Genomic DNA, 26,650 nt, shown 5'->3' with positions numbered 1-26,650 from the left:
GATACAATGGTGGCCGATTGTAACACTGGCAGCGAAGCGCTGTCCGGGAGGCTAGGATGATTTTGCGAACCGACCTGGTGCGGGCCTGCGATACCCTGCTCGACGCCCCGGCGTTCAAGGACTATACCGTCAACGGCCTGCAGGTGGCGGGGCGTGACGAGGTGCGCCGCGTGATGAGTGGCGTGACCGCCTGTCAGGCGCTGCTCGACGAGGCGGTGTCGTGGTCGGCGGACCTGCTGCTCGTTCACCATGGCTACTTCTGGAAGAACGAGCCGGTGGCGATCACCGGCATCAAGCAGCGGCGCATTCGCACGCTGCTGCTCAACGACATCAACCTGCTGGCGTACCATCTGCCGCTCGATGCCCACGCCGAGCTCGGCAACAATGCCATGCTCGCGCGGCGTCTCGGCCTGCGCGTGGAGGGCTGCGCCGACGGCGAGCTGGGCCAGGGGCTGGTCTGGCTCGGCAGCCTGCCCGAGGCCGCCTCGGCGGCGGGCCTGGCGCGGCATGTCGGGGAGCGCCTGGGGCGGCAGCCGCTGCTCATCGAGGCGCCCGCCAGCGGCGCGGTGCGCCGTGTCGCCTGGTGTACCGGCGGCGCCCAGGACATGATCGTCACGGCCTGGGAGGCCGGTGCTGAGGCCTTCATCTCGGGCGAGATATCCGAGCGCACCACGCACCTGGCGCGCGAACTCGGCATCCATTACCTGGCGGCAGGGCACCACGCCACCGAGCGCTACGGCGTGCAGGCGCTGGGGGCGTGGCTCGCGCAGGAATATGGCGTCGAACACCGCTTCGTCGATATCGACAACCCGGCGTGACGGAGCCAGGCGAGGGGTGAGCGCTCAGTAGCGCGGCGGCTGGGGCGCGTCGGCCTTGTCGTCGCGGGACCTGAGGCCGAAGTCCTCCGACAGGGTGCCGCCGGAGCCGTCGGCGTAGTCGCGCGGCGCCGGTATGTCGTCGTCTCCGCCGGTCAAGGCCGGCTGATCGGCGGCCTGCAGCTGGCGATCGTTACGGGGTTCGCAGTGCAGCGTGCTGGCATCCTCGGTGAGGCGATGCTCGAGGGTGCGCATCTCGCGCTGGATGTTGCTCACCATCATGCCCACCTGGGTGAAATGCTCGTTCATGCCCTCCCGCATCACGCTGAGCTCGCGCTCACGCTCGGCCACCTGGCGGCGCAACTTGTGCAACTGCGTGGCGGGGGTGCCAAGCATGCGATAGCCGATGACGCCGATGCCAAGTCCGACCAGCAGGCTGACGATGGCCACGATCCAGTTCACATTGCCGTAATCCACGAAGTTCTCCCTGATACTGATACACGCCGAAGACGCTGCCCGCTTCGAGCCAAGTCTGGCGGCCCATTATAGAAGCCTTGGCAGTCGACGGGTCAACGATCGGTATCGCCGGCGACGGCCATTTTCCTGCGCGCCGCGCTCGGGATGCGTATAATGCAGGGCCTGCAACGATGTGAGCCATGATCAGCAAGGAATCCTCCATGTGCGCGACCGTGACGTCTGCGGGTTCCCGCTCGGCTGCTGGCGGCACGCCGCTGGCACGCTACCGGGCCGACCTCGAGCGCGATGATTTTCACTACGACCCGGCCCAGGAGCGAGCCGTGGAACACCTGCAGCGCCTGTATGACCAGCTGGTTGCCTCGCCGCGGACCGAGCCGCGCGCCGTGACCACCGGACGCGGCCTCAAGTCCCGGATGGCGAACCTGTTCGCCAAGCGCGACAGGGGCACGGATGAGCCGGCGCTGCCGTCGATTCATGGGCTCTACTTCTGGGGTGGGGTGGGGCGGGGCAAGACCTATCTCGTCGATACCTTCCATGAGTCGCTGCCATTTCCCGACAAGATGCGTACCCACTTCCACCGCTTCATGCAGCGGGTACACAACGAGCTGGAGCACTACAAGGGCGAAAAGAACCCGCTGAGGTTGATCGCCGGCAAGTTTGCCGCCGAGGCGCGGGTGATCTGCTTCGACGAATTCTTCGTCAAGGACATCACCGATGCCATGATCCTCGCCAACTTGCTCGAAGCGCTGTTCGAGCGCGGCGTGGTGCTGGTGGCCACCTCGAACATCGTGCCCGACGAGCTGTACAAGGATGGCCTGCAGCGCGCTCGCTTCCTGCCCGCCATCGAGCTGCTAAAGCGGCACTGCCGCGTGGTCAATGTCGACTCGGGCGTCGACTATCGTCTGCGCGCGCTGGAGCGTGCCGAGATCTTCCACGCGCCGCTCGATGCGGCGGCGGAGCGGGAACTGTCGCGAAGCTTTCGCGAGATCGCCAGGCACGAGGGCGAGGCCGAGGTGCCGATCGAGATCAATCATCGCGTGCTGAAGGCGCGCCGCCTGCACGACGACGTGGTGTGGTTCGAGTTCCGCGAGCTGTGCGACGGGCCGCGCAGCCAGAACGACTACATCGAGCTGGCGCGTGAATTCCACACCGTGCTGGTGTCCAACGTGACCCGCATGGGCGCGGCGACGGACGATCAGGCGCGACGCTTCATCAATATGGTCGACGAGTTCTACGACCGCGGCGTCAAGCTGCTGATGTCGGCCGAGGTGCCGGCGGAATCGCTCTATGCGAACGGCCGCCTCGAATTCGAATTCCAGCGCACCCTGTCGCGCCTGCAGGAGATGCAGTCGCACGAGTACCTCGGCCTGCCGCACAAGCCGTGACGAAGCCACAGATAGGGCTTTAACCCGGGCGCGCTATTCGGGTAGAATACGCGCTTCTCGACCGTTGTCGCCAGGCTCGATGGGCGCGACAACCAAGAAAAATAGGGATGATTCCGACTGCGCCACGGGCGCGCGGGGTCCAATGCACTTGATACATCCTGTGGTGATTTCTCCATGAAAACGTTCACTGCCAAGCCGCAGAGCGTGCAGCGCGACTGGTACGTCGTCGACGCGGCGGACAAGACGCTCGGCCGTCTGGCCACCGAGATCGCACGTCGCCTGCGTGGCAAGCACAAGCCCGAGTTCACCCCTCACGTCGACACCGGCGACTATATCGTCGTGATCAATGCCGAGAAGGTGCGGGTCACCGGCAACAAGGCCAAGGCCAAGACCTACTATCGGCACACCGGCTACCCGGGCGGTCTTCGCTCCATGAATTTCGAGAAGATGATCGCGCATGCACCCGAGCGCGTGATCGAGTCTGCCGTCAAGGGCATGCTGCCGAAGGGGCCGCTGGGGCGCGCCATGTACTCCAAGCTCAAGGTCTATGCCGGCGCCGAACATCCGCACGCCGCCCAGCAGCCGCAAGAACTGAACATCTGAGGGGATCATCATCATGGCACAGCAGTATTACGGTACCGGGCGCCGCAAGACATCGACAGCCCGTGTTTTCCTCAAGCCGGGCACCGGCAAGATCATCGTCAACAGCCGTGAGCTGGACCAGTATTTCGGTCGCGTTACCGGTCGCATGGTGGTCCGTCAGCCGCTCGAGCTGACCGAGACGACCGGCCAGTTCGACGTCTTCGTCACCGTCAAGGGCGGCGGCGGTTCCGCTCAGGCGGGCGCCATTCGTCACGGCATCACCCGTGCCCTGATGGAGTACAACGAGGATTTTCGTCCGGCGCTGCGCGCCGCTGGCTACGTCACTCGCGATGCGCGCCAGGTGGAGCGCAAGAAGGTCGGCCTGCGCAAGGCGCGTCGCCGTCCCCAGTTCTCCAAGCGTTGATCGCCGCCAGTCGGAACAAAAAACCCGGGCGTTTGCCCGGGTTTTTTTATTTTGATTTCAGACAATTGCGCGATGATTTCCACCTTGGTCAGGACTGTTTCGCCTTGTACGAAGCGGTGCGATTCCTTAAGATATGGCGGATTTGGTATCCGTGGTCGCGGAACTCATCCGTGCGGGATCAACGGGTAAGCTGATGGGAGAAACCAGAAAATGGCAGACAACGGCGTGAACAAAGGGCGGCGCCGTCTCCTTCTTGGGGCAACTACCGTCGTTGGGGCGGTGGGGGCCGTGGGGGTGGCAGTTCCCTTTGTGGCTTCCTGGCAGCCGAGTGCCAGGGCAAGGGCGGCAGGGGCGCCAGTGACTGCGGATGTCTCGAAGCTCGAGCCGGGGCAGCGCATGACCGTCGAGTGGCGTGGCAGGCCGGTCTGGGTCATCCGGCGCACTTCCGAGATGATCGAGCGTACCGAGAGTTTCGATACCTCCCGTCTGGCCGACCCCGAATCCGACGAACCGCAGCAGCCCAGCTACGTCACCGGTCCGCTGCGCTCGATCAAGCCCGAGTACGGGGTGCTGATCGGCATCTGCACCCACCTGGGTTGCTCGCCGCTGTTCCGCCCCGAGCCGGACGCCGAGGGAGTAGGCACCGACGACTGGCCGGGTGGTTTCTTCTGTCCCTGCCACGGCTCGCGTTTCGACCTGGCGGGCCGCGTGTTCCGCAACGTGCCGGCCCCGACCAACCTCGAGGTGCCGCCGTACCGCTTTGATGGTGACGACGTGATCGTCGTCGGCGAAGATGAGGAGGCCGCCTGATGGGTAATCCGAACCGTGCCAAGGCAGAGAGCGGGTTCATGCGCTGGGTGGACGACCGCTTCCCCGCCACCCAGATGTGGCAGGACCATCTCTCCAAGTACTACGCGCCCAAGAACTTCAACGTCTGGTACTTCTTCGGCTCTCTCGCCCTGCTGGTGCTGGTCAACCAGATCCTTACCGGCGTCTGGCTGACCATGAGCTTCAACCCCTCTGCGGAGGGTGCCTTCGCCTCCGTCGAGTACATCATGCGCGACGTCGAGTGGGGCTGGCTGATCCGCTACATGCACTCCACCGGCGCATCGGCCTTCTTCGTCGTGGTCTACCTGCACATGTTCCGCGGTCTGCTGTACGGCTCCTACAAGGCGCCCCGCGAGCTGGTGTGGATCTTCGGCATGGCGATCTACCTGGCGCTGATGGCCGAGGCCTTCATGGGCTACCTGCTGCCCTGGGGCCAGATGTCCTACTGGGGCGCCCAGGTGATCATCTCCCTGTTCTCGGCGATTCCCGGCATCGGCCCGGACCTGGCCCAGTGGGTGCGCGGTGACTACCTGATCTCCGGCATCACCCTCAATCGCTTCTTCGCCCTGCATGTGGTGGCGCTGCCCATCGTGATCCTGGCGCTGGTGGTGCTGCACCTGATCGCCCTGCACGAGGTCGGCTCCAACAATCCCGACGGCATCGACATCAAGGCCAAGAAGGACGAGACCGGCAAGCCGTTGGACGGCATCCCGTTCCACCCCTACTACACCGTGAAAGACGTCTTCGGCGTGGCGGTATTCCTGTTCGTGTTCTGCGTGGTGGTGTTCTACTTCCCCGAGGGCGGTGGCTACTTCATCGAGAAGCCGAACTTCGAGCCGGCCAACCCGCTCAAGACGCCTGACCACATCGCACCGGTATGGTACTTCACCCCCTTCTACGCCATCCTGCGGGCGATCAACTTCTCGCTCTTCGGGCTGGACGCCAAGTTCCTCGGCGTGGTCTTCATGGGGGCAGCCATCGCCGTGCTCTTCGTGCTGCCCTGGCTCGATCGCAGCCCGGTGAACTCGATGCGCTACAAGGGTTGGATCTCCAAGGTGATGCTGGCGCTGTTCGCCATCAGCTTCGTGATCCTCGGCGTACTGGGCGTGCTTCCGGCAACCGACGGCCGTACCGTGGTGGCACAGATCTGCACCGCGATCTACTTCGCCTTCTTCCTGCTGATGCCTTTCTACACCAGGATGGAGAAGACCAAACCCATTCCGGAGAGGGTGACTGGCTAATGAAAAAGCAACTGTTCGCACTGCTCTTCGTGCTGGTGCCCTTCACCGCGCTGGCGGCCGGAGGCGAGAGCGTGCCCTACTCGATGACCCCGGACCTGCAGGACAAGCCGTCCCTGCAGCGGGGGATGCAGCTCTTCGTCAACTACTGCATGGGGTGTCACTCCCTCGAGCATCAGCGTTTCGCCCGTGCCGCCGAGGACCTCGACGTTCCCCAGGAGCTCATCGAGGATAACCTGATCTTCTCGTCGAGCCTGGCCTTCAACGACCAGATGCACAATGCCATGAGTACCGAGGATGGCGAGAGCTGGTTCGGGGCGCCGCCCCCCGACCTCACCCTCGAGGCGCGTCTGCGTGGCACCGACTGGATCTACTCGTACCTGCTGACCTTCTATCGCGATCCTGAGCGCCCCAACGGGGTCAACAACGAAGTGTTCGACCTGGTGGCCATGCCCAACGTGCTGGAGCCGCTGCAGGGCGTGCAGGAGAAGGTCTGTGCCGAGACGGATCGTCCGGTGGATGGCGCCGAGCTCGATCCGCTGACCGGCAAGTACCAGTCCTGCGAGGTGCTGCAGGTGACGCAGCCCGGTGCCATGGAGCCGGATGAGTTCGAAGAGGCCGTCTACGACCTGACGAACTTCCTGGCCTACGTGGGCGAGCCGAGCAAGCTGCACGCCCAGACGCTGGGGCCGAAGGTGCTGATCTTCATCTTCATTTTCGGCGTGTTGGCGTATCTGCTGAAGCGCGAGTACTGGCGCGACATCCACTGATTCGCCCGAATCGGTACGTCGTGCCGCAGGAGGCGCATGGCCATCGTGCCATGCGCCTCCTGCGTATGGTTCCAAGTTCGAGAGCACGGGCCACCCCGTCATTTGGGGTGCGTGCTATCATGCTGGTTCGAATTGATGTGAGGATTGTTACATGGGTGTAGTGGCCAAGCGGTCGTCGATGATCTTCTACTCGGGAAGCGATGATCACTTCAGTCATCGCGTACGCATCGTGCTCGCCGAGAAGGGCGTGGCGGTCGATATCGTCGAGGTCAACGGCGACCAGCGTCCCGAAGAGCTTGCCGACCTGAACCCCTACAACAGCGTGCCGACCCTGGTCGATCGTGACCTGGCGCTCTACGAATCCAAGGTGATGATGGAGTATCTGGACGAGCGCTTTCCGCATCCGCCGCTGCTGCCGGTGTATCCGGTCGCCCGCGCGCAGAGCCGTCTGTGGATGCATCGCATCGAGCGTGAGTGGTGTCCGTTGGTCGAGCAGATCGAGAGCGGCGGCAAGAAGGAGGTGGAAAAGGCGCGCAAGGAGCTGCGCGAGAGCCTGATCGGCATCTCGCCGATCTTCGAGGACGTGCCGTTCTTCATGAGCGAGGAATTTTCCCTGGTCGACTGCTGCATCGCGCCGATACTCTGGCGGCTCCCGGTGCTGGGCATCGAGCTCCCGGAGAAGCAGGTCAAGCCGCTTGTCGCCTACATGGAGCGCCTGTTCGAGCGTGACTCCTTCGTGTCGTCGCTGAGCGAGAACGAGCGCGAAATGCGCACCTGAACCCGGCATCGGGCCTTCCCGATGCCGACAGACAGACTGGAGGGCAGAACGCCATGTTGTCGAGCCGCCCCTATCTGGCCCGAGGCCTCTACGAGTGGCTTCTGGACAATGACCAGACACCCTACATCGTGGTCGATGCCGAACAGCCAGGCGTCAGCGTCCCGCGGCAGTTCGTGCAGAACGGCCAGATCGTGCTGAACGTCGGTCCCACCGCGGTGCGCGACCTGCACATCGAGAATGACGCCGTGAGCTTCAATGCCCGCTTTGGTGGGCAGCCCATGCAGGTCGTCGTGCCCATGCCGGCCCTGGTGGCCATCTATGCCAAGGAGAACGGCGTGGGCATGGTGTTCGGGCATGAGCCGACCATGCCGGCACCGCAACCGGAGGAGGATGCCACCGCGGACAAGCCCGAGCTGACCAGCGTGGACAGCGGTGACGACGGTGGCGCGAGGCCCGAGCACGACCAGGCGTCGGCCAGCGACAAGGGCGCTGCGTCCAAAAAACGGCCTTCGCTGCGGGTGATCAAGTAGCCGCGGGCGGGGCTGGCGAGTCGCCGGCCACAACGCAGAACGGCAGGCCTCGGCCTGCCGTTCTGCGTTTGTCTCGGGGGCGGTGCGCTCAGTCGAGGTAGTCGAAGACCTTGACGATGCGTTGGACGCCGCCGAGGTCGGCCACGGCGTCGACGATGCGATCGGCTTCGGCCCGCGTCACCATGCCCATGATGTAGACGGTGGCGTTCTCGGTGATGAAGCGCAGCCCGCCGGTGTCGATGCTCTCGTCGGCGGCCAGGGCCGTGCGGATGCGGGTGTTGGTCCAGGTGTCCGAGAGGCGCTGGCTGGCCGGCAGGTTGGCCGCGACCGAGAGTTCATTGTGCACGTCGCGCACGTTGCGCACGTCCATCGCCACCTCGTTGGCCTTCTCCTTGAGTTCCTCGCTGGGCACCTGGCCGGTAAGGAGCACGATGCCGTTGTAGCTGTCGACGTTGATGCGGGCATCGCCGAGGCGGGCATCGCTGCGACGCAGGTTGTGCGCGATCTTGGTCTCGATGCTCTCGTCTTCGACCTGGGCGCCTAGCGTGCGCCTGCCGTAATTCTCGTCGATGGTGCCGGGGTTGGTGACGCCGGTCACCGTGGTACAGCCGCCGAGGGCCAGTAGCAGGGCGGCCAGGAGAGAAGCGAACAGTCTGGGTGAGGTCATGGGGGTTACTCGCTGCTGCCGAAGAGTTGTTCGTCGATGAGGTCGCACAGGCAGTGGATCACCAGCAGGTGAACCTCCTGGATGCGGGCCGTGGAAGTCGCCGGGACGCGTATCTCACAGTCGTCCTGGCCGAGCAGGGACGCCATGTCACCGCCGTCGCGGCCGGTCAGGGCGATCACGGCCATGTCGCGGTCGTGGGCGGCCTGGATCGCCTGGATCACGTTGCCCGAGTTGCCGCTGGTCGAAATCGCCAGCAGGATGTCGCCGGGCTGGCCGAGGGCCCTGATCTGCTTGGAGAAGACCTCGCTGTAGCTGTAGTCGTTGGCGATCGAGGTCAGGGTCGAGGTGTCGGTGGTCAGCGCCAGCGCCGGCAGGCTGGGGCGCTCGCGCTCGAAGCGGTTGAGCAGCTCGGAGGAGAAGTGCTGGCTGTCGCCGGCGCTGCCCCCGTTGCCGCAGGCCAGGATCTTGCCTTCATTGACCAGGCATTGAACCATCATCTGGCTGGCGACCTCGATGAAGGGAGGCAGTACTTCGCTGGCGTAGGTCTTGGTGTCGATGCTGGCGTTGAAGTGGCCGAGTATGCGTTGCTGAAAATCCATTCTGTCGAATCCTGTCGCGATACCAACGATAAGGCCGGTCAGAACGCTTCGAAGGCGCCCTGTACCCATTCGAAGTCGAGCGTGGGCGGGGAGCCGGTCACGGCCAGCACGTCGAAACGGCAGGGACATGATAGCCGGTTACGCGCCAGATAAAAACGCGCCGCATGGATCAGGCGGTGCTGCTTGGCGGCCGTCACGGTCTCAAGGGGATGGCCGTGGCGCACGTCGGCGCGATGGCGAACCTCGACGAACACCAGCGTCTCGCCGTCGCTCATCACCAGGTCGAGTTCGCCCCCCTTGAACTGCTGATTGCTGGCGATGAGCGTGAGGCCGCGCGCCGCGAGCCATTCGGCAGCCAGCCGTTCGATGCGGGCGCCGCGGGCGCGGGCGTCAGCGGAGCTGGCCATCGTCGAGGATATCCAGGGAGAGGATGGGCTGCGGTACCCCGCGCTCGAAGCGCGCCCAGGGCAGTCGCCGCTCGATGCGTCCATCGCGGCCAGGCACCAGCAGGCCGGTAGCGCCGAACATCTCGCTCTCCGGCAGCAGCTGGAACTGCGGCAGGCGGCGCGCCAGTTCGTAGGCGTCGACGCCCATGGCCATCAGGCGGAAGGTGGAAGGGTCGGCATCCTCGTGCAGTTCCTCGAAGCTGGCCAGGTAGGGCAGTGCCTCCACGCCGCCCACCGCGGCGTCCGGGATCTGCCAGGGAATGTCGATGAAGTGAACTTCGTCGAGGTCGTGATCGAGCAGCGGCTGCGGGCGCCCTTCGTAGAGGTGCGAGGTGGCGTAGATCGGCAGGTCAGCGGCATCGAAGTAGTCGAGGGTCGGCGGCACCTGGCGGGCATAGCTGGGCAGGGCCAGCAGGAACAGCATGTCCGGCCGGCCACCGGAGAGCAGCCGGCGGGTGCTCTCGGTGGCAGAGCCGCGCGGATCGTAGGCGACGGCGTTGGTGATGGTGCCGTCGCGTTCGCGCCACTCCGCCTCGAAGGCGCGGCCGACCCGTGCGCCCCATTCGTTGTCAGGCACCATCAGGGCGCTGCGGCGATGGCCGTCCTCGCGGGCGCGCCTGGCGACCTGGCGGGCCTCGTCCTCGGCCGAGAGGCCGAACTGGAACAGCCCCTCGGCGCGATTCTCCGAGCCCGCGCCGTAGTTCAGCGCCAGTGTCGGCAGGGGGACGCTGTCGCGGGCTTCGAGCTCACTGACCTGCTCCTTGTCGAGGGGGCCGATCACCACCTGGGCGCCGCGGTTGCGGGCTTCGGCGTAGAGGGCGTCGAGGTCGCCCTGGCTGGCGTCGAGGAACGAGAGCTGCACGCCGCCGTTGCGCTCGACGCTGTGCAGATGGTGGGTGCGGATGCCGGTGCCGATCGACTCGGCAACGCCGGACAGCGGACCGTCGGTAGGCAGGAAAATGGCGATGTGGCGGACTTCCTTGCCGCGCAACTCGCGTAGTGCCAGAAGCTCGCCGGGCACGCTGCGGGCCGCCGGGTGCTGCGGGTTGCGCTCGCGCCAGGACTCCAGGCGGGAGAACAGACGATCGATGTCGCCGTCGCTCTCGCGCACCAGGCCGGCGAGTTCCAGCCACCCTTGGGTGAGCTCGTCGGCGCCCTCGCCCAGGCTGCTCAGCCCGCTGCCCTCGAGGCGCGAGAGTGCCGCCCAGATGGGGTCGTTGAGCGCTTCCCGGTCGCTGCGTGCCTGCACCTGCATCAACATCGCGGCCGCGGCGCGGTACTCGTCGATCGCCAGCAGGGCTTTACCCATGCGCTCACGCAGGATCAGGTCGGCGTCGCGCGGCATGTCGATCTCGTCGAGCAACTGGCCGGCCTGGACCACGGCCCAGGGCTCCTCGAGGGCTTCGCCGAGCTCCGACAGCAGCATGGCCCAGTGCAAGCGGTAATCGGCGGGCAGCCGGGCATCGTCGATCTCGCTGGCCACGTCCAGCGCCTGGGTGCGCTGGCCGCGGCGTGCTAGGATGTCGGCCGCCTCGAGACGGCTGAGCGCGGCCTGCTCGGGGTCCTGCTGCTCGGCCTGTTCGAGGAGATAGCCGGGGTCGTCGTCGGGCACGCGCTCGACGACGCCGGAAGGGGCGCAGCCGGCCACCAGGAGGGCGAGGAGTACGATGGCCAGCAGGCCGCGGGGCAATTTCAGCATGTATTCTTCCTTGTCTGCAGGCACAGAGAGGCTTAGGGCCTATCTCCAGGCCCGGCGATCAACCATATTCGGCCAAGCCCGACAGTCACCCTGAGGAACCGCCATGTCTGACACGGATCTGGGCACATTGTACGTGGTCGCCACGCCGATTGGGAATCTGGAGGACCTGAGCCCCAGGGCGGCCAGGCTGCTGGGCGAGGTGGCGCTGATTGCCGCCGAGGACACCCGGCATACCGCCCGACTGCTGCGCCACCTCGGTCTCAAGGTGCCCATGCTCTCCCTGCACGAGCACAACGAGCCGGCCAGGGTCGAGCGGCTCGACGAGCGGCTGGCGCGTGGCGACAGCATCGCCCTGGTCAGCGACGCCGGCACACCGCTGATCAGTGACCCGGGTTTCGTCCTGGTACGCGCGCTGCGTGAGCGAGGTCGCCGCATCGTGCCGGTGCCGGGGCCCTGTGCGCTGGTGGCCGCGCTCAGCGCGGCCGGCCTGCCGACCGATCGCTTCCTGTTCCAGGGCTTTCTGCCGGCCAGGACGGGGGCGCGGCGGCAGCGGCTCGAGCAGCTCGCCGGCCGGCAGGAGACGCTGGTGTTCTATGAATCGCCGCACCGCATCCGCGACACCCTGGCGGACATCGCGGCGGTACTCGGCGAACGCCACCTGGTGCTGGCCAGGGAACTGACCAAGTCGTTCGAGACCTTTCTCGACGGCAGCGCCGCGGCGCTGCTGGGGCGCATGGAGGCCGATCCCGACCAGGCCCGCGGCGAGTTCGTTATCATGGCGGCCGGTGCCGAGGAGCGCGAGCCCACGGACGCCGCCAGCCTGGAGGCCGATGCCGTTCTCGCCGCGCTGCTCGCCGAGGGCGTGGGAGTGAAGCAGGCCTCGGCGGTGGCGGCGCGCCTGCTGGGTGGGACGAAGAAAGCCTGGTATGCTCGCGCCCAGTCGCTCAAGGAGGCGCATGGAGAGGGCGTGGAAAGACATTGAGAGGGGTCGGGCGCGCTGGTATTCTTGCGCTCGGAGTCGGCCAGACAGTCGCCGCCGGCAACGATCTTCACGATCGGCGCCGGGGGAGGAAAGTCCGGGCTCCATAGGGCAGGGTGCCAGGTAACGCCTGGGCGGCGCGAGCCGACGGAAAGTGCAGCAGAGAGCAGACCGCCTACGTCTCCCGCGGGAGGCCGGCAAGGGTGAAAGGGTGCGGTAAGAGCGCACCGCGCGCCTGGTAACAGTGCGTGGCACGGTAAACCCCACCCGGAGCAAGACCAAATAGGAACCCAATGGCGTGGCCCGCGTCGGGTTCGGGTAGGTTGCTGGAGGGCCGCGGTGACGCGGCTCCTAGATGAATGGCTGTCCACGACAGAACCCGGCTTATCGGCCGACTCCCCCGAATCGAACCCTCCGCTACCGGTCGTGACCGGTGCTTTGAGCCAGTTCAAGAGACCAGGAACGTGCATGCCGCCATCCGCAGCTGAACCGAGCCGACCTGGCTTTCGTCATGCCAGCGTGCTGCTGGACGGTGCCGTGGAGTCGCTCGTGCACGAGGCCGGCGGCAGCTACCTGGACGGCACTTTCGGTCGCGGTGGCCATTCGCGTGCCATCCTGGCGCGGCTGAGCCCCGCCGGACGCCTGCTCGCCATCGACCGCGACCCGCACGCCATCGCCGAGGCGCAATCGATCGACGACTCACGCTTCTCCATCGAGCAGGGCGAGTTCGCCAACCTGGGCGAGATCGCCCGGCGCCACGGCCTGCATGGACGACTGGCCGGCGTGCTGCTGGACATCGGCGTGTCATCGCCGCAACTGGACGACCCCGAGCGCGGGTTCAGCTTCCTGCGCGACGGCCCGCTCGATATGCGCATGGACCCGACCCGGGGCGAGAGCGCCGCCGACTGGCTCGCCCGCGCCCGCGAGGCCGACATCGCCCAGGTGTTCAAGGCCTACGGCGAGGAGCGCTTCGCCAAGCGCCTGGCGCGCGCCGTCGTGACCCGCCGCGCGGAGCGGCCCTTCCTGCGCACCGGCGACCTGGCCGAAGTGCTCAAGGCGGCTCATCCCGCCTGGGAGAAGGGCAAGCACCCCGCCACGCGGGCCTTCCAGGCCCTGCGGATCCACGTCAACGGCGAGCTGGAACAGCTGGATGCGGCGCTGGCGGCGGCGCTCGAGGCACTGGCGCCGGGTGGCCACCTGGTGGTGATCAGCTTCCACTCGCTGGAGGATCGCCGGGTCAAGCGCTTCATCCGCGAGCATGTGCGCGGTGATACCGATCTGCCACGCGGCGTGCCGGTGCGTGAGGAGCAGCTCGCCAAGCGCCTGGAGATGCTGGGCAAGGCGCAGCGACCCACGCCGGCAGAAATCGAAGCCAATCCGCGCGCGCGCAGCGCGGTGATGCGCGCGGCGCGCAAGCTGAGGTGAGCAACGCCATGGCGCAAGGACGGTTGACCACCCACCTGATGCGAGCTGCCCGGCGTCCGGCCTGGCTGCCGAACTGGCGCCTGCTGCTGGTGATGGGGCTGCTGCTGGCTTGTCTGGTCAACGCCCTGGCGGTGATCAATGCCAGCCACCAGACGCGCATGCAGTACGTGGAACTGCAGCAGCTCGAGCGCGAACGCGACCAGTTGCAGACGGAGTGGGGCCAGCTGCTGCTCGAGGAGAGCGCCTGGTCGTCCCCGGCGCGCATCGAGCGCCTGGCCGTCGAACGCCTGGAGATGCGGCTACCCGACGTCGGCGAAGTCGAGGTCATCCGCCCATGAGTACCGACGTACGCAGCGGCGTGACGCCCCGCCGCCGGCCGCCCATGGCCCCGATGGGCGGACTGCGCTACGGCGTGGTGCTGACCGCCGTGATCATCGGCCTGCTGCTGCTGTCCGGGCGCATCGTGACGCTGCACATCTTCGACCGACCCTTCCTCCAGGGGCAGGGCGATGCGCGTACCCTGCGCACCGAATCGCTGACGGCGCACCGCGGCATGATCACCGACCGCAACGGCGAACCGCTGGCCGTCTCCACGCCGGTGGTGACGCTGTGGGCGAATCCCAGGGAGGTGCCCGACGATCGCATCCAGCGTTTGATGCTGGCTCAGGCGCTGGGCGTGGCGCTGGACGATCTCGATGCCCGGCTGGAGCGCTTCGCCGAGCGCGAATTCATGTACCTGCGCCGCCAGCTGACGCCGGTGGCCGCCCAACGGGTGCTGGACCTGCGCGTGCCGGGGGTCTACGCCCAGCACGAATACAAGCGCTACTACCCGGCCGGTGAGGTGATCGCCCAACTGCTGGGCGTGACCAACGTCGACGACATGGGGCAGGAGGGGATCGAGCTGGCCTACCAGACCTACCTGGCCGGCACTCCGGGGCAGCGCCGGGTGATCAAGGACCGGCGCGGGCGCCTGGTGCGCGACCTGGAGATCCTGCGTGAGGCGCAGCCGGGCGGCGAGCTGACGCTCGCCATCGACCAGCGCCTGCAGTACATGGCCTACCGTGAGCTGAAGGCGGCGGTGGCGGAGAATGAGGCCGACGGCGGCGTCGTGGTGATGATGGACGCCCGCACCGGCGAGGTGCTGGCCATGGCCAACCAACCCTCCTACAACCCCAACAACCGTGCCGGCATCGACCCGCGCGGCCTGCGCAACCAGGCGGTGGTCGATGTCTTCGAGCCGGGCTCGGTGATGAAGCCGCTGGCCATGGCGGCGATCATGGAGAGCGGTCGCTTCGACAGCGACGTGGAAGTCGACACCTCGCCGGGCTGGATGCGCATCGACCGTTTCACCATCCGCGACATCCGCAACTACGGCAAGCTCGACCTGGCCGGGATTCTCGAGAAGTCGTCGAACATCGGCATGTCCAAGCTGGTGCTGGAGCTCGACGATCCGCTGGTCCCCGAACTCTACCGACGGCTCGGCTTCGGCCAGAGCGCCGAGACCGGCTTTCCCGGCGAGGCCGTGGGCTACCTGCCGGCGCCAGTGCGCTGGTCACGCAGCCAGTGGGCCGCGCTGTCTTACGGCTACGGCCTGTCGGCCTCCGCGCTGCAGCTGGCGAGCGCCTACACTGCGCTGGCCAATGGTGGCGTGCGCATGGCGCCGTCGCTGCTCAAGCTGAACGAGCCAGCGCAAGGCACGCCGACCATCGATCCCGAGGTGGCGCACGAGCTGCTGCGCATCATGGAGGAGTCCGTGCAGCCGACCACCGGTGGCCGGCGGGCCGCGGTGTCGGGCTACCGGGTGGCCGGCAAGACCGGTACAGTACGCAAGACGTCGGTGCGCGGCTATGAGGAGAACGCCTATCGCAGCCTGTTCGCCGGCATCGCCCCCGTCTCCGACCCGCGAATCGTCACCATCGTCATGATCGATCATCCCCGAGCGGGCGAGTACTACGGCGGTGCCGTGGCGGCGCCGGTGTTCTCGCGTGTCACGGGCAGCGCCCTGCGGCTGCTCGATGTGCCGCCGGACCAGCGTGCAAGATGACTCCTGCCGTTTCCAGAGGTGTGTCGATGCAGGTAAGTGTTTCCCGATTCGAGGCGGCGCTTCGCCGCTGCTGGCCAGGCCTTGCGCTGCCGGGCTTCCCTGGCGACGCTCCGGTTCGCCTGGTGCTCGACAGTCGCCGGCTCGCCCCGGGCGACGTCTTCGTCGCCGTGCCCGGCGTGAGCGGTGACGGCCGGGACTACCTGGCCGAGGCACTCCGCTCGGGTGTCGTACAGGTGCTCTACCACCTCGAGCCGGACGAGACGCTGCCTGACTCGGCCGAGGGCCGGCCGGTCCTCGGCCTGCCGTTCCTGCGCCAGCGCCTGGGCGAGCTGGGGCGCCTGCTCTTCGAGGTGCCCGATAGCCTGGAGCTGATCGGCGTGACCGGGACCAACGGCAAGAGCTCCGTGACCCACTACGTGGCAGCGCTGAGCGAGGCACTGGGCCGCAGGGCGGGGCTGGTCGGCACGCTGGGCATGGGGCGTCCCGGGCAGCTCGAGGATTCGGGGCTGACGACACCCGGCCCGTTGACGCTGCAGGCGGCCCTCGGCGAAATGGCCGCGAGCGGCATCGGCCGGGTGGCCATGGAGGTCTCCTCTCACGCGCTGGAGCAGGGCCGTCTCGACGGCTGTCATGTCACCGCGGCGGTGTTCACCAACCTGAGCCGCGACCACCTGGACTATCACGGCAGCATGGCGGCCTACGCCGCCGCCAAGGCGCGCCTGTTCCGCCGCTCCGAGCTGGCGCTGGCGGTGGTCAACGCCGACGACCCGCTGGCGCGCCTGATGCTGGCAGGGTTGCCGGAGGGTGTGCGCGTGCTGGCGGTTGGCGACGACCCGGCGGCGACGCTGCGCGTGATCGACTGGCGGCCCAGTCGCAGCGGCCAGCTGGCGCTGGTGGCCACGCCCGACGGCGAGCGCTCGCTCGAGCTGCCGCTGATGGGCCGCTTCAACCTCGACAATGTCCTGCTGGCCATCGCCACCCTGCATGGCCTGGGGGAGTCGCTCGAGGCGCTGTTCGACGCGGCTCCCCGGCTGACCCCGGTACCGGGACGCATGCAGCGGGTAGGACAAGACGGCCGACCGATCGTGATCGTCGATTATGCGCATACCCCCGAGGCGCTCGAGAATGCGCTGGTGGCGCTGCGCGAGCACCTGCCCGGCGACGGCCGGCTGTGGTGCCTGTTCGGCTGCGGTGGTGACCGCGACAGCGGCAAGCGCCCGCTGATGGGGGCAGCGGCCGAGCGTCATGCCGACCGCCTGGTGGTCACCGACGACAATCCCCGCAGCGAGGACCCGGCGTGCATACGCGAGCAGATAGTGGCCGGGGTATCCACCACGGCCCGACCGCGCACCCAGAGCATCGCGGGGCGCCGCGAGGCCATCGCCCTTGCCCTGGCCCAGGCCGGGAACGACGACGTGGTGCTGATCGCCGGCAAGGGGCACGAGCCGTACCAGGAGATCGCGGGCGTGCGCCATGCCTTCAGCGACGTCGCCGAGGCCGAGGCCGCCCTGGCGCGCCGCAAGGAGGTGTCATGAGCGGATCCGGTCTGCAGACCCTGGCGGCCGTCGCCGAGGCGCTGGGCGTGGCTGAACTCGAGCGGGACGTGCCTCTGGGCGAGATAGCCAGCGATACGCGTCGCCTGGCGCCAGGCAGCCTGTTCGTGGCCCTCAGCGGCGAGCGCTTCGACGCCCACGACTTCATCGCCCAGGCGCGCGAGGCGGGTGCCGTCGCCGCGCTGGTCGAACGGCGCGTCGACGACCCCCTGCCGCAGCTGGTGGTGCCCGATACGCGCCTCGCACTGGGGCTGCTGGGCCGCGCCCGGCGGCGCGCCTGGGGCGGCCCGCTGGTGGCGGTGACCGGCAACAGCGGCAAGACCAGCGTCAAGGAGCTGCTGGCCCGGCTGCTCGGCCAGCGCGGCAAGACCCTGGCGACGCTGGGCAACCTCAACAACGACATCGGCGCGCCGCTCACCCTGCTGGGCCTGACCGACGCGCACCGTCAGGCGGTGGTCGAGCTGGGGGCCAACCACCTCGGCGAGATCGCCTGGACCACGACCCTGGCCGAGCCTCAGGTGGCCATCATCACCAACGTCACCGGCGCCCACGTCGGCGAGTTCGGCGGCATGGGGCAGATCGCCCAGGCCAAGGCCGAGATTCTCGCCGGCCTCGGCGACGGCGGGGTGGCAGTGCTCAACCGCGACGATGCCTATTTCCCGCTCTGGGCCCGGCTGGCCGCCCCGCGGGAGGTGCTGGACTTCGGCTTTGCCGAGGAGAGTCGCGTGCGGGCCACCGAGCTGGCCTGCGACGCCCAGGGGCGCTATGCTTTCACGCTTGTCGTGGACGCGCGTCGGGTCGGGCGGGTGCAGCTCGCCCTGCTGGGACGTCACAGCGTCGCCAATGCGCTGGCGGCGGCGGCGGCGGCGCTGGCCCTGGGGCTGGACGACGACCGGCTGCTGGCCGGGCTGGCGGCGGCGGCACCGATGCCCGGGCGGTTGAGCCCGCTGCCGGGCATCCGCGGATGCCGTCTGCTGGACGACAGCTACAATGCCAATCCGGGAGCGGTCAAGGCGGCGCTTGCGCTGCTGACGGAGCTGCCCGGCCCCAGATGGTGCCTGCTGGGTGCCATGGGAGAACTGGGGGAAGACTCGGACCGACTGCACGCGGAAGTCGGCCACTACGCACGGGAATTGGGGATCGACGTGCTGATGACCTGCGGGGATCCGGCACTGGCCGCGAGCCAGGCCTTCGGCGACGGCGGGTATCATTTCAACGATCACGCGGCGCTGACGCGCCATGTCCTGAGCCATCTGCCCAGCGGTGCAAGCGTGCTGATCAAGGGGTCGCGCAGCGCCGGCATGGAGCGGGTGGTGGCGGCGCTACGAGCTGACGCATCAAGGTGAACGCAACGCATGCTGCTTTTTCTGGCTGAATTCCTGGCGCAGTTCCAGAGCGCCTTCAACGTCTTCAATTACCTGACCCTGCGCATGATCCTGGGTACCATGACGGCCCTGCTGCTGTGCCTATGGCTGGGTCCGTGGATGATCCGCCGCCTGGTCGAGCGGCAGATCGGCCAGGCGGTGCGCGACGACGGTCCGCAGTCGCACCTGTCCAAGGCCGGTACGCCGACCATGGGCGGCGCCATGATCCTCATGTCGATCGCCGCCGGCACGCTGCTGTGGGCCGACCTGAGCAACCGCTTCGTGTGGATCGTGCTGCTGGTCACGCTGGGGTTCGGTGCGATCGGCTGGGTCGACGACTACCGCAAGGTGGTCGAGAAGAATCCACGGGGCCTGCCGGCGCGCTGGAAGTACTTCTGGCAGTCGGTGATCGGCCTGGGCACGGCACTGATGCTCTACCTGACGGCCACCAGCCCGGTGGAAACCAGCCTGATCGTGCCCATGTTCAAGGACATCGTGCTGCCACTGGGAGTGTTCTATGTGGTGCTCACCTACCTGGTGATCGTCGGCAGCTCCAACGCCGTCAACCTCACCGACGGCCTCGACGGCCTGGCCATCATGCCCACCGTCATGGTCGCCATGGGGCTGGCGATCTTCGCCTATGCCAGCGGCAACGCGGTGTTCGCCAACTACCTGCAGATACCCAACATCGCCGGCGCCGGTGAGCTGGCGGTGTTCTGCGCCACCATCGCCGGCGCCGGCCTCGGTTTCCTCTGGTTCAATACCTATCCGGCGCAGGTCTTCATGGGCGATGTCGGCGCGCTGGCGCTGGGAGCGGCGCTGGGTGTGGTCGCCGTCATCGTGCGCCAGGAGATCGTGCTCTTCATCATGGGCGGCATCTTCGTGCTGGAGACCGTCTCGGTGATCCTGCAGGTCGGTTCCTACAAGCTGACCGGCCGCCGTATCTTCCGCATGGCGCCGCTGCATCACCATTACGAACTCAAGGGCTGGCCGGAACCGCGCGTCATCGTGCGATTCTGGATCATCACCGTGGTACTGGTGCTGGTCGGCCTGGCCACGCTGAAGATTCGCTGAGCCCGGGGACACCGATCCCACCGAGTGAGGAGGCCGCAATGCCCAAGGTGGCGAAGGGGGAAACGCTGGTGATCGGGCTGGGCGTATCAGGGCGGGCGATCTGCCGTCACCTGGCCCGGAAGGGCACCCCGTTCATGGTCGCCGATACCCGTGAGGCGCCGCCGGGGCTCGACGAGTTTCGCGCCGCCCACCCCGACGTCACCCTGCACTGCGGCCCGCTGACCGCGCTCGACATGAACGCCGCCGAGGAGATCGTGGTGAGCCCCGGGGTCGATCCGCAGACGCCGGGCCTGGGCGAGAGGCTGGGACGTCGCCGCGCCTCGGGGGAGCCGCTGGTGGTGGGCGAGATTGCCCTGTTCGTGCGTGCCGCTCGCGCCCCCATCGCCGCCATCACCGGTTCCAACGCCAAGTCCACCGTGACCACCCTGCTCGGCGAGATGGCCCGTGCGGCCGGCCGGCGACCGGCGGTAGGCGGCAACCTGGGCACGCCGGCCCTGGACCTGCTGGCCGAGGCGCCCGAGGCCGAGCTCTACGTGCTCGAGCTCTCCAGCTTCCAGCTCGAGCTCACGCCCTGCCTGGGGGCCGAAACCGCCGCCTTCCTCAACCTTTCCGAGGATCATCTGGACCGACATGGCAGCATGGCGGGATACCGAGCCGCCAAGCTGGGCGTGTTTCGCGGCGCCAGGCATGCCGTGGTCAACGCCGAGGACCGCATGACCTGGCCGGAGATCGGGCTTCCCGCCCTGGACCGCTTCACGACCCGCCCCCCCGAGGGCGATGAATGGGGCATCGCCAGCCACCATGGTCGCGACTGGCTGATGCACGGCGGCGAGGCGCTGATCGCGACCGACGAGCTGGGGCTCGCGGGACGGCACAACCAGGCCAATGCGTTGGCGGCCCTGGCCATGGGCAGCCAACTCGGTTTCCCGCTCGAGAGCATGTGCCGGGTGCTGCGTGCCTTCACGGGCCTGCCGCATCGCAGCGAGACGGTCGCCGAGCTTGGCGGCGTGCGCTGGGTCAACGACTCCAAGGGGACCAACGTCGGCGCCACGCTGGCGGCCCTGGCCGGGCTGGGGCCGACCCTGCAAGGGCGGCTGGTGCTGCTGGCGGGCGGGCTGGGCAAGGGCGCGGACTTCACCCCGCTGGCCGCGCCCATGGCTCGCTACGGGCGCGAGGCGATCCTGTTCGGCGCCGATGCCGACCGGCTCGAGGCGGCCCTGAGCGGAAGCGTGGTCGTGACCCGGGTGGGTGATCTCGAGACCGCCATGCGGCGGGCGCGAGAGGTCGCCAAGCCGGGCGACTGCGTGCTGCTCTCGCCGGCCTGCGCCAGCCTCGACCAGTTCCCCAGCTACGTGGCTCGCGGCGAAGCGTTCCGCCAGCGCGTTCACGCCCTTGTCGAGGAGGCGAGGCATGACGGCTAAGGCCAGGCAGGCGACGAGATTCGCGCGGCTGCGGCGGCTGCGCCAACGCCTTTCGACCCGGGATCAGCCGTTCGACGGCTGGCTGCTGTTCGCCGCACTGGCGCTGGTACTGGTCGGCTGGGTCATGGTCACCTCGGCTTCCACCGAGGTGGCGGCCAGCCTGACCGACAACCCCTGGTACTTCAGCCAGCGCCATGCGCTGTTCGTGGCCATGGCGCTGGCGGCGGCCGCCGCCACGCTGCGCTCGCCGCTGGCCTGGTGGCGAGCCAACGGGCCGCTGTTGCTGCTGGTCAGCATCGTGCTGCTGGTGCTGGTGCTGCTGATCGGCCGCGAGGTCAACGGCAGCCGGCGCTGGCTGTCGCTCCCGCTGCTGCCCTTCAACCTGCAGATATCGGAAGTGGCCAAGCTCTGCCTGATCGTCTATCTCGCCGGCTACCTGGAACGCTTCCTGCCCGAGGTGCGCCGCTACTGGGGCGCCTTCCTGCGTCCACTGCTGGTGATGGGCGTCGTCGCCGTGCTGCTGATCCTCGAGCCGGACTACGGGGCGACGGTGGTGATGACCAGCTGCGTGATGGGCATGCTGCTGCTGGCGGGAGCGCCGTGGGGGCGCTTCGTGCTCATCCTGGGAGGGGTGGGGCTGCTGGGTTTCTACCTGGCCATCGCCGAACCCTACCGGCTGGCGCGCCTGACCAGCTTCTCCGATCCCTGGGCCGACCAGTTCGCCAGCGGCTACCAGCTGACCCAGGCCCTGATCGCCTTCGGGCGCGGCCACTGGCTGGGCATGGGGCTGGGCAACAGCGTCCAGAAACTGTTCTACCTGCCGGAGGCCCACACCGACTTCGTCTTCGCCGTGCTCGCCGAGGAGCTGGGCCTGTTCGGCGCCATCGGCGTGGTGGGGCTGTTTGCCCTGCTGATCTGGCGGGCACTGGCGGTGGGGCGGCGCGCCGAGCTGGCGGGGCTGCCCTTTGCCGCTTATGTCAGCTACGGCATCGCCATGGTGATTGGCGCCCAGGCCTTTATCAACATGGCGGTGAGCACGGGCATGCTGCCGACCAAGGGGCTGACCCTGCCGCTACTCAGCTACGGCGGTTCCAGTCTGCTGGTAAGCGGCATGATGGTGGCGTTGCTGCTGCGCGCGGACATCGACACGCGCCGGGCGCAGCGTCGTGCCAGCCCGACCGCCGCACGCGAGGCGGGCGGGCGGCGCCAACCCAGGGTCCACGGACAGGGAGTCACGAAGTGAAGCAGGTGGCAACACGGCGCGTCCTGATCATGGCGGGGGGGACCGGCGGGCACGTCATCCCCGCGCTGTCGCTGGCCCGCGGGCTGCAGGCCGAGGCGCTGGAGGTCCACTGGCTGGGCAGCCCGCGGGGCATCGAGAATCGCCTGGTGCCGGCGGCCGAGCTGCCGCTGCATCGCATCTCGGTGGCCGGGCTGCGCGGCAACGGCCTGGCCGGCTGGCTCAAGGCCCCGTTCAACCTGACCCGCGCCGTGTGGCAGGCGGCCCGCATCATTCGCCAGTTGGACCCGGTGCTGGTGGTGGGCCTGGGCGGTTTCGCCAGCGGCCCCGGCGGGCTGGCGGCATGGCTGCTGCGGCGCCCGCTGGTGATTCACGAGCAGAACGCCGTGGCCGGGCTGACCAACCGTGCCCTGGCGCGACTCGCCCGCCGCGTCTACGCCGCCTTCCCCCAGGCGTTCGACAGCCGGGGCGAGGTGGTCGGCAATCCGGTGCGGGACGACATCGCCGCTCTGGGCGCATCGCCGCGGGCGGCGGCGGCGATGCGCGGCCGTCGCCTGCGGTTGCTGGTGGTGGGGGGGTCGCTGGGGGCGCTGCCGCTCAACCAGCGGCTGCCCGAGGCACTGGCAACACTGCCCGAGGCGAGCCGCCCCGTGGTGCGTCACCAGGCCGGCCGCGACAAGGATGCCGTCACCCGCGAGGCCTACGCGGCGCACGGCGTCGAGGCCGAGGTGAGCGCCTTCATTGATGACATGGCGGCGGCCTACGACTGGGCCGATCTGGTGGTCTGCCGGGCGGGGGCGCTGACCGTCTCGGAGGTGGCGGCGGCGGCCAAGCCGGCGCTGTTCGTGCCGTTGCCCCACGCGGTGGACGACCACCAGACCGCCAATGCCCGTGCGCTGGTCGCGGCGGGTGCGGCGCGACTGATGCCGCAGCAGGAAATGACCGCGGCGGCGCTGGGCGAGAGCCTGGCGACGCTACTCGACCCCGACACTCTCGCCACCATGGCCCGGCAGGCGCGCCGCTGCGCGCACCTCGATGCCGTCGAGCGCCTGGTGGCCGGTTGCATGGAGACAGCGCTTGAGCGATAGCACCTTGAGGCCGGTTCCCGGTCAGGCAACGATGCCGCGCCACGGGCGTGGCCTCGGCATGCGCCGCATACGGCACATCCATTTCGTCGGCATCGGCGGGGCCGGCATGTGCGGCATCGCCGAAGTGCTCGCCAACCAGGGCTATCAGGTCAGCGGCAGCGACCTGAAGGCGTCGCCGGTGGTGGCCCGCCTGCGCGAGCACGGCATTCGCGTGGCCATCGGCCATGCCGAGGACAACGTGGCGGGCGCCGACGTGGTGGTGGTCTCCACCGCGGTGGACCCGTCGAATCCCGAGATTCGCTGGGCCCAGGAGCACCGCGTGCCGGTGGTGCGGCGCGCCGAGATGCTCGCCGAGCTGATGCGCTTTCGCCACGGCATCGCGGTGGCCGGCACCCACGGCAAGACCACCACGACCAGCCTGACCTCGACGCTGCTCGCCGAAGGCGGGCTCGACCCGACCTTCGTCATCGGCGGCAAGCTGACCAGCGCCGGGACCAACGCACGGCTGGGGGAGGGCGACTACCTGGTGGCCGAGGCCGACGAATCCGACGCCTCCTTCCTTCACCTGCAGCCGATGGTGTCGATCGTCACCAACATCGATGCCGATCACATGAGTACCTACGGCGGCGACTTCGAACGGCTCAAGGGGACCTTCATCGAGTTCCTGCACAACCTGCCGTTCTACGGCCTGGCCATCCTGTGCATCGACGACGACCACGTGCGTGACCTGCTCGATCGCATCCATCGCCAGTTCGTCACCTACGGCTTCAGCGAGGATGCCGACTACCGGGTCGTCGACTTCGCCCAGCAGGCCGGCGAGGTCCACTTCACCGCCCTGCGCCCCGACGGCCTGGCTCCGCTGACGGTCCGCCTGAGCATGCCGGGGCGGCACAATGCGCTCAACGCGCTGGCGGCGATCGCCGTGGCCACCGATGCCGGCGTCGACGATGCCGCCATCCTGCGCGGCCTGGCGAGCTTCGCCGGCGTGGGGCGCCGCTTCCAGGTGCACGGCCATTTCGCGCCTCCCGGCGGCAGCGGCGAGGTCATGCTGGTGGACGACTACGGGCATCACCCGCGCGAGGTGGAGATGGTGATCAAGGCGGTGCGGGCCGGCTGGCCGCGGCGCCGGCTGGTGATGATCTATCAGCCTCACCGCTTCACTCGCACCCGCGACCTTTACGAGGACTTCGTGCGCGTGCTCTCGGGGGTCGATGTGCTGCTGCTGCTCGACGTCTACAGCGCCGGCGAGGCGCCGATTCCCGGCGCCGATGGCAAGACTCTGGCGGGCTCGATACGCCAGCGCGGTACCCTCGACCCGATCTTCGTGCAGCACAAGTCGGAGTTGCCGACGCTGCTGGCCAAGGTCCTGCGCGGCGACGACATCCTGATCACCCAGGGCGCCGGCGATGTGGGCGGCATCGCCCTCGGTCTGGCCGAGAGCCGGCTGATTCTCGACGAGGTGGAGCTATGACGCAGGCGAGTGAGCTGGGAAAAGTGGTGGTGCTGTACGGCGGCGATTCCGCCGAGCGGGACGTCTCCCTGCGAAGCGGCACCGCGGTGCTGGCGGCGCTCGAGCGCAGCGGCGTCGACGTGATCGGCTACGACCCGGCCGATGGCGGCCTGGTCGGGCTCGAGGCGCTCGCGCCGGATCGTGTCTTCATCGCCCTGCATGGCCGCGGCGGTGAGGACGGTACCCTGCAGGGGGCACTCGAACTGTTGGGCATTCCCTATACCGGCAGCGGCGTGCTGGCCTCGGCGCTGGGCATGGACAAGCAGCGCACCAAGCTTGTCTGGCAGGCCCTGGGTCTGCCCACCCCCGAGTCGCTGATGCTCACGGCCGACGCCGACTGGGATGAGATCGTCGCCCGGCTGGGGCTGCCGCTGATCGTCAAGCCGGTGCACGAGGGCTCGACCCTGGGCATCAGCATCGTCGCCAGCAGGGCGGCCCTGGAGGCGGCCTACCACGAGGCGGCGCGCTTCGACGCGCGGGTCATGGCCGAACGCTTCATCCAGGGCGAGGAGTACACGGTGTCGCTGCTCGGCGGACGGGTGCTGCCGGCCATTCGCGTCGAGGTGCCCAGCGGCTTCTACGACTACGAGGCCAAGTACCACTCCGACGAGACGCGCTACCACCTGCCCTGCGGTCTCGCCGATGTCCAGGAGACGGCGCTTGGCGAGCTGTGCCGCCAGGCCTTCGACGCCGTCGGCGGCGAAGGCTGGGGGCGAGTCGACGTGATGCGCGATGGCGAAGGGCGCTTCTGGCTGATCGAGGTCAACACCTCACCGGGAATGACCGACCACAGCCTGGTGCCCCAGGCCGCCGCCCATGCCGGCATCGATTTCGATGCGCTGGTGCTGCAGATACTGGCCACCACGCTGGAGCCGCGCCAGGCATGAGTACCCGCGGCTCGACGTTGGGCATCCTGCTGCTGCTGATCCTGCTGGGCGCCGGCGGCCGTGCCCTGTGGACCTGGCTCGATCGACCCATCGAGCGGGTGGCGATTCGCGGCGAGCTGCAGCACGTCAGCGCCGACTACCTGCGCTCGCAGCTGGCGCCGCTGCTGCAGGGCCAGACCTGGCTGTCGGCGGACCTTCCCGAGCTGCGCCGCCGTGCGCGCAACATCGACTGGCTGGCCGAGGTTCGCGTGGCGCGGGAGTGGCCCTATACGCTGACCTTCGAGCTGGTCGAGCAGGTGCCCGTGGCGCGCTGGAACGACGACTATCTGCTCAATCCCGAAGGCGAACCGTTTGCCTTCGCGCCGGTGGCACCACCCGAAGGGCTGCCGGATCTGGCCGGGCCGGTCGGCAGCGGCGCCGAGGTGCTGGCCTACCACGACCGGCTGGTTCCACGCTTCGAGGAGCTGGGCCTGGGCATCTCGCAGCTGCGGCTCGAGCCGCGCGGTGCCTGGCGCTTCCAGCTCGACGACGGAGTCTGGGTGATGCTGGGGCGCAGCGATCGCGAGGCGCGGCTCGCCAGGCTCGCGGCGGCCTGGCGGCGGCAGCTGGGCCCCCAGGCGACGCATATCCGCTACATCGACCTGCGCTACCCCAACGGCGTGGCCGTTGCCTGGCATGGCGAAACCGACATCGAGGAGGAGGACGACGGTACCGGCTGAAACCTTTTGTCACGCACAGGCCTCATCTTGCAGCATTGCGCTGTTTTCTTTGTCTCCAATAACCCGTATCGTGAACCAGGTTTTTTGTAATGGACTGGTGGTTTAACG

27 protein-coding genes and 1 other RNA gene are annotated in these 26,650 nt (G+C 68.1%); 23 read left to right on the top strand and 5 right to left on the bottom strand.

The features are described 5' to 3' along the window. Positions 1–56 precede the first annotated feature (56 nt). Positions 57–818 carry a Nif3-like dinuclear metal center hexameric protein gene (locus DIS04_RS13375; protein WP_111414269.1) on the top strand — a complete coding sequence of 254 codons (762 nt, stop codon included), beginning with the start codon at positions 57–59 and terminating at the stop codon, positions 816–818. Between the two features lie 24 nt (positions 819–842). On the opposite strand, the gene DIS04_RS13370 is transcribed toward DIS04_RS13375, so the two are convergent. Next, positions 843–1,292 carry a Z-ring associated ZapG family protein gene (locus DIS04_RS13370; protein WP_162623068.1) on the bottom strand — a complete coding sequence of 150 codons (450 nt, stop codon included), beginning with the start codon at positions 1,290–1,292 and terminating at the stop codon, positions 843–845. A gap of 200 nt (positions 1,293–1,492) precedes the next feature. On the opposite strand from DIS04_RS13370, the gene zapE reads away from it, so the two are divergent. The 8 genes from zapE (at position 1,493) to DIS04_RS13330 (ending at position 7,827) form a co-directional block, all read left to right on the top strand. Further along, positions 1,493–2,677, top strand: coding sequence for a cell division protein ZapE (gene zapE / locus DIS04_RS13365; protein WP_111414324.1), 1,185 nt, complete (start codon positions 1,493–1,495; stop codon positions 2,675–2,677). A 174-nt stretch (positions 2,678–2,851) separates the two neighbouring features. After that, positions 2,852–3,280, top strand: a complete 429-nt coding sequence (rplM, locus tag DIS04_RS13360) for a 50S ribosomal protein L13 (protein WP_111414267.1) — start codon at positions 2,852–2,854, stop codon at positions 3,278–3,280. Positions 3,281–3,290: 10 nt separating this feature from the next. After that, a complete protein-coding gene (gene rpsI, locus DIS04_RS13355; RefSeq protein ID WP_179951275.1) occupies positions 3,291–3,683 on the top strand; it encodes a 30S ribosomal protein S9 in 393 nt (130 codons plus the stop codon). Between the two features lie 210 nt (positions 3,684–3,893). Next, positions 3,894–4,493 (top strand): ubiquinol-cytochrome c reductase iron-sulfur subunit, encoded by a 600-nt coding sequence (gene petA, locus DIS04_RS13350; protein WP_111414265.1) that lies wholly within the window; start codon positions 3,894–3,896, stop codon positions 4,491–4,493. Then, on the top strand, positions 4,493–5,752 hold the full coding sequence (locus DIS04_RS13345) for a cytochrome b (protein WP_111414264.1): 1,260 nt from the start codon (positions 4,493–4,495) through the stop codon (positions 5,750–5,752). The genes petA and DIS04_RS13345 overlap by 1 nt, the downstream gene beginning before the upstream one ends. Further along, positions 5,752–6,519, top strand: a complete 768-nt coding sequence (locus tag DIS04_RS13340) for a cytochrome c1 (RefSeq protein WP_111414263.1) — start codon at positions 5,752–5,754, stop codon at positions 6,517–6,519. Before DIS04_RS13345 ends, DIS04_RS13340 begins: the two co-directional genes overlap by 1 nt. Positions 6,520–6,670: 151 nt before the next feature. Next, positions 6,671–7,297: a stringent starvation protein SspA gene (sspA, locus tag DIS04_RS13335; protein ID WP_111414262.1), complete on the top strand. Its 627-nt coding sequence runs from the start codon at positions 6,671–6,673 to the stop codon at positions 7,295–7,297. Between the two features lie 53 nt (positions 7,298–7,350). Then, the gene (locus DIS04_RS13330) at positions 7,351–7,827 is read left to right on the top strand and encodes a ClpXP protease specificity-enhancing factor (RefSeq protein WP_111414261.1); all 477 of its coding nucleotides are present in this window, start codon (positions 7,351–7,353) and stop codon (positions 7,825–7,827) included. 88 nt (positions 7,828–7,915) lie between these two features. Here the strand turns inward: DIS04_RS13330 and DIS04_RS13325 are convergent, their stop codons facing one another. From DIS04_RS13325 to DIS04_RS13310, 4 genes are read right to left on the bottom strand one after another with little or no spacing between them, the layout of a single operon-like run. Continuing rightward, complete coding sequence (locus DIS04_RS13325; RefSeq protein WP_111414260.1) at positions 7,916–8,494, bottom strand: BON domain-containing protein; 579 nt, start codon at positions 8,492–8,494, stop codon at positions 7,916–7,918. A 5-nt stretch (positions 8,495–8,499) separates the two neighbouring features. After that, positions 8,500–9,093 (bottom strand): phosphoheptose isomerase, encoded by a 594-nt coding sequence (locus DIS04_RS13320; protein ID WP_111414259.1) that lies wholly within the window; start codon positions 9,091–9,093, stop codon positions 8,500–8,502. 38 nt (positions 9,094–9,131) lie between these two features. After that, positions 9,132–9,500, bottom strand: a complete 369-nt coding sequence (locus DIS04_RS13315) for a YraN family protein (RefSeq protein ID WP_111414258.1) — start codon at positions 9,498–9,500, stop codon at positions 9,132–9,134. Then, positions 9,484–11,238: a penicillin-binding protein activator gene (locus tag DIS04_RS13310; RefSeq protein WP_111414257.1), complete on the bottom strand. Its 1,755-nt coding sequence runs from the start codon at positions 11,236–11,238 to the stop codon at positions 9,484–9,486. The genes DIS04_RS13315 and DIS04_RS13310 overlap by 17 nt, the downstream gene beginning before the upstream one ends. Positions 11,239–11,341: 103 nt before the next feature. Here DIS04_RS13310 and rsmI point away from each other — a divergent pair, with 103 nt between their 5' ends. The 14 genes from rsmI (at position 11,342) to DIS04_RS13240 (ending at position 26,542) form a co-directional block, all read left to right on the top strand. Continuing rightward, positions 11,342–12,220, top strand: a complete 879-nt coding sequence (gene rsmI / locus DIS04_RS13305) for a 16S rRNA (cytidine(1402)-2'-O)-methyltransferase (protein ID WP_111414256.1) — start codon at positions 11,342–11,344, stop codon at positions 12,218–12,220. 32 nt (positions 12,221–12,252) lie between these two features. Next, positions 12,253–12,620: RNase P RNA component class A (rnpB, locus tag DIS04_RS13300), an RNA gene on the top strand. Between the two features lie 65 nt (positions 12,621–12,685). After that, positions 12,686–13,642, top strand: coding sequence for a 16S rRNA (cytosine(1402)-N(4))-methyltransferase RsmH (rsmH, locus tag DIS04_RS13295; protein ID WP_111414255.1), 957 nt, complete (start codon positions 12,686–12,688; stop codon positions 13,640–13,642). An 8-nt stretch (positions 13,643–13,650) separates the two neighbouring features. Beyond that, positions 13,651–13,980 carry a cell division protein FtsL gene (gene ftsL, locus DIS04_RS13290; RefSeq protein WP_111414254.1) on the top strand — a complete coding sequence of 110 codons (330 nt, stop codon included), beginning with the start codon at positions 13,651–13,653 and terminating at the stop codon, positions 13,978–13,980. Beyond that, the gene (locus DIS04_RS13285) at positions 13,977–15,686 is read left to right on the top strand and encodes a peptidoglycan D,D-transpeptidase FtsI family protein (RefSeq protein WP_111414253.1); all 1,710 of its coding nucleotides are present in this window, start codon (positions 13,977–13,979) and stop codon (positions 15,684–15,686) included. Before ftsL ends, DIS04_RS13285 begins: the two co-directional genes overlap by 4 nt. Positions 15,687–15,712: 26 nt before the next feature. Next, the gene (locus DIS04_RS13280; RefSeq protein WP_111414252.1) at positions 15,713–17,221 is read left to right on the top strand and encodes a UDP-N-acetylmuramoyl-L-alanyl-D-glutamate--2,6-diaminopimelate ligase; all 1,509 of its coding nucleotides are present in this window, start codon (positions 15,713–15,715) and stop codon (positions 17,219–17,221) included. Next, a complete protein-coding gene (locus DIS04_RS13275) occupies positions 17,218–18,585 on the top strand; it encodes a UDP-N-acetylmuramoyl-tripeptide--D-alanyl-D-alanine ligase (protein ID WP_111414251.1) in 1,368 nt (455 codons plus the stop codon). The genes DIS04_RS13280 and DIS04_RS13275 overlap by 4 nt, the downstream gene beginning before the upstream one ends. 9 nt (positions 18,586–18,594) lie before the next feature. After that, positions 18,595–19,677: a phospho-N-acetylmuramoyl-pentapeptide-transferase gene (gene mraY, locus DIS04_RS13270; RefSeq protein WP_111414250.1), complete on the top strand. Its 1,083-nt coding sequence runs from the start codon at positions 18,595–18,597 to the stop codon at positions 19,675–19,677. A 38-nt stretch (positions 19,678–19,715) separates the two neighbouring features. Next, positions 19,716–21,098: a UDP-N-acetylmuramoyl-L-alanine--D-glutamate ligase gene (gene murD, locus DIS04_RS13265; protein ID WP_111414249.1), complete on the top strand. Its 1,383-nt coding sequence runs from the start codon at positions 19,716–19,718 to the stop codon at positions 21,096–21,098. Continuing rightward, positions 21,088–22,341 carry a putative lipid II flippase FtsW gene (gene ftsW / locus DIS04_RS13260; RefSeq protein ID WP_111414248.1) on the top strand — a complete coding sequence of 418 codons (1,254 nt, stop codon included), beginning with the start codon at positions 21,088–21,090 and terminating at the stop codon, positions 22,339–22,341. Before murD ends, ftsW begins: the two co-directional genes overlap by 11 nt. Positions 22,342–22,370: 29 nt before the next feature. Further along, positions 22,371–23,426 carry an undecaprenyldiphospho-muramoylpentapeptide beta-N-acetylglucosaminyltransferase gene (gene murG, locus DIS04_RS13255; protein ID WP_245904566.1) on the top strand — a complete coding sequence of 352 codons (1,056 nt, stop codon included), beginning with the start codon at positions 22,371–22,373 and terminating at the stop codon, positions 23,424–23,426. 31 nt (positions 23,427–23,457) lie between these two features. Further along, complete coding sequence (gene murC, locus DIS04_RS13250; RefSeq protein WP_111414246.1) at positions 23,458–24,897, top strand: UDP-N-acetylmuramate--L-alanine ligase; 1,440 nt, start codon at positions 23,458–23,460, stop codon at positions 24,895–24,897. Next, a complete protein-coding gene (locus tag DIS04_RS13245; protein WP_111414245.1) occupies positions 24,894–25,823 on the top strand; it encodes a D-alanine--D-alanine ligase in 930 nt (309 codons plus the stop codon). Before murC ends, DIS04_RS13245 begins: the two co-directional genes overlap by 4 nt. Continuing rightward, a complete protein-coding gene (locus DIS04_RS13240) occupies positions 25,820–26,542 on the top strand; it encodes a cell division protein FtsQ/DivIB (RefSeq protein WP_111414244.1) in 723 nt (240 codons plus the stop codon). Before DIS04_RS13245 ends, DIS04_RS13240 begins: the two co-directional genes overlap by 4 nt. Positions 26,543–26,650 lie beyond the last annotated feature (108 nt).

This window comes from Billgrantia lactosivorans, from assembly GCF_003254665.1.
In the GTDB taxonomy this organism is placed as follows: Bacteria; Pseudomonadota; Gammaproteobacteria; order Pseudomonadales; family Halomonadaceae; genus Halomonas; species Halomonas lactosivorans.
Note: the sequence above shows the minus strand (reverse complement) of the source record. Positions and strands in the feature narration are given on the sequence as shown.

Bases quoted from the DNA above. Each gene is read 5' to 3' on its own strand.
- DIS04_RS13375 (WP_111414269.1), top strand. From the start codon at position 57: ATGATTTTGCGAACCGACCTGGTGCGGGCCTGCGATACCCTGCTCGAC.
- zapE (WP_111414324.1), top strand. From the start codon at position 1,493: ATGTGCGCGACCGTGACGTCTGCGGGTTCCCGCTCGGCTGCTGGCGGC.
- rplM (WP_111414267.1), top strand. From the start codon at position 2,852: ATGAAAACGTTCACTGCCAAGCCGCAGAGCGTGCAGCGCGACTGGTAC.
- petA (WP_111414265.1), top strand. From the start codon at position 3,894: ATGGCAGACAACGGCGTGAACAAAGGGCGGCGCCGTCTCCTTCTTGGG.
- DIS04_RS13345 (WP_111414264.1), top strand. From the start codon at position 4,493: ATGGGTAATCCGAACCGTGCCAAGGCAGAGAGCGGGTTCATGCGCTGG.
- DIS04_RS13340 (WP_111414263.1), top strand. From the start codon at position 5,752: ATGAAAAAGCAACTGTTCGCACTGCTCTTCGTGCTGGTGCCCTTCACC.
- sspA (WP_111414262.1), top strand. From the start codon at position 6,671: ATGGGTGTAGTGGCCAAGCGGTCGTCGATGATCTTCTACTCGGGAAGC.
- DIS04_RS13330 (WP_111414261.1), top strand. From the start codon at position 7,351: ATGTTGTCGAGCCGCCCCTATCTGGCCCGAGGCCTCTACGAGTGGCTT.
- DIS04_RS13325 (WP_111414260.1), bottom strand. From the start codon at position 8,494: ATGACCTCACCCAGACTGTTCGCTTCTCTCCTGGCCGCCCTGCTACTG.
- DIS04_RS13320 (WP_111414259.1), bottom strand. From the start codon at position 9,093: ATGGATTTTCAGCAACGCATACTCGGCCACTTCAACGCCAGCATCGAC.
- DIS04_RS13315 (WP_111414258.1), bottom strand. From the start codon at position 9,500: ATGGCCAGCTCCGCTGACGCCCGCGCCCGCGGCGCCCGCATCGAACGG.
- DIS04_RS13310 (WP_111414257.1), bottom strand. From the start codon at position 11,238: ATGCTGAAATTGCCCCGCGGCCTGCTGGCCATCGTACTCCTCGCCCTC.
- rsmI (WP_111414256.1), top strand. From the start codon at position 11,342: ATGTCTGACACGGATCTGGGCACATTGTACGTGGTCGCCACGCCGATT.
- rsmH (WP_111414255.1), top strand. From the start codon at position 12,686: ATGCCGCCATCCGCAGCTGAACCGAGCCGACCTGGCTTTCGTCATGCC.
- ftsL (WP_111414254.1), top strand. From the start codon at position 13,651: ATGGCGCAAGGACGGTTGACCACCCACCTGATGCGAGCTGCCCGGCGT.
- DIS04_RS13285 (WP_111414253.1), top strand. From the start codon at position 13,977: ATGAGTACCGACGTACGCAGCGGCGTGACGCCCCGCCGCCGGCCGCCC.
- DIS04_RS13280 (WP_111414252.1), top strand. From the start codon at position 15,713: ATGCAGGTAAGTGTTTCCCGATTCGAGGCGGCGCTTCGCCGCTGCTGG.
- DIS04_RS13275 (WP_111414251.1), top strand. From the start codon at position 17,218: ATGAGCGGATCCGGTCTGCAGACCCTGGCGGCCGTCGCCGAGGCGCTG.
- mraY (WP_111414250.1), top strand. From the start codon at position 18,595: ATGCTGCTTTTTCTGGCTGAATTCCTGGCGCAGTTCCAGAGCGCCTTC.
- murD (WP_111414249.1), top strand. From the start codon at position 19,716: ATGCCCAAGGTGGCGAAGGGGGAAACGCTGGTGATCGGGCTGGGCGTA.
- ftsW (WP_111414248.1), top strand. From the start codon at position 21,088: ATGACGGCTAAGGCCAGGCAGGCGACGAGATTCGCGCGGCTGCGGCGG.
- murG (WP_245904566.1), top strand. From the start codon at position 22,371: ATGGCGGGGGGGACCGGCGGGCACGTCATCCCCGCGCTGTCGCTGGCC.
- murC (WP_111414246.1), top strand. From the start codon at position 23,458: ATGCCGCGCCACGGGCGTGGCCTCGGCATGCGCCGCATACGGCACATC.
- DIS04_RS13245 (WP_111414245.1), top strand. From the start codon at position 24,894: ATGACGCAGGCGAGTGAGCTGGGAAAAGTGGTGGTGCTGTACGGCGGC.
- DIS04_RS13240 (WP_111414244.1), top strand. From the start codon at position 25,820: ATGAGTACCCGCGGCTCGACGTTGGGCATCCTGCTGCTGCTGATCCTG.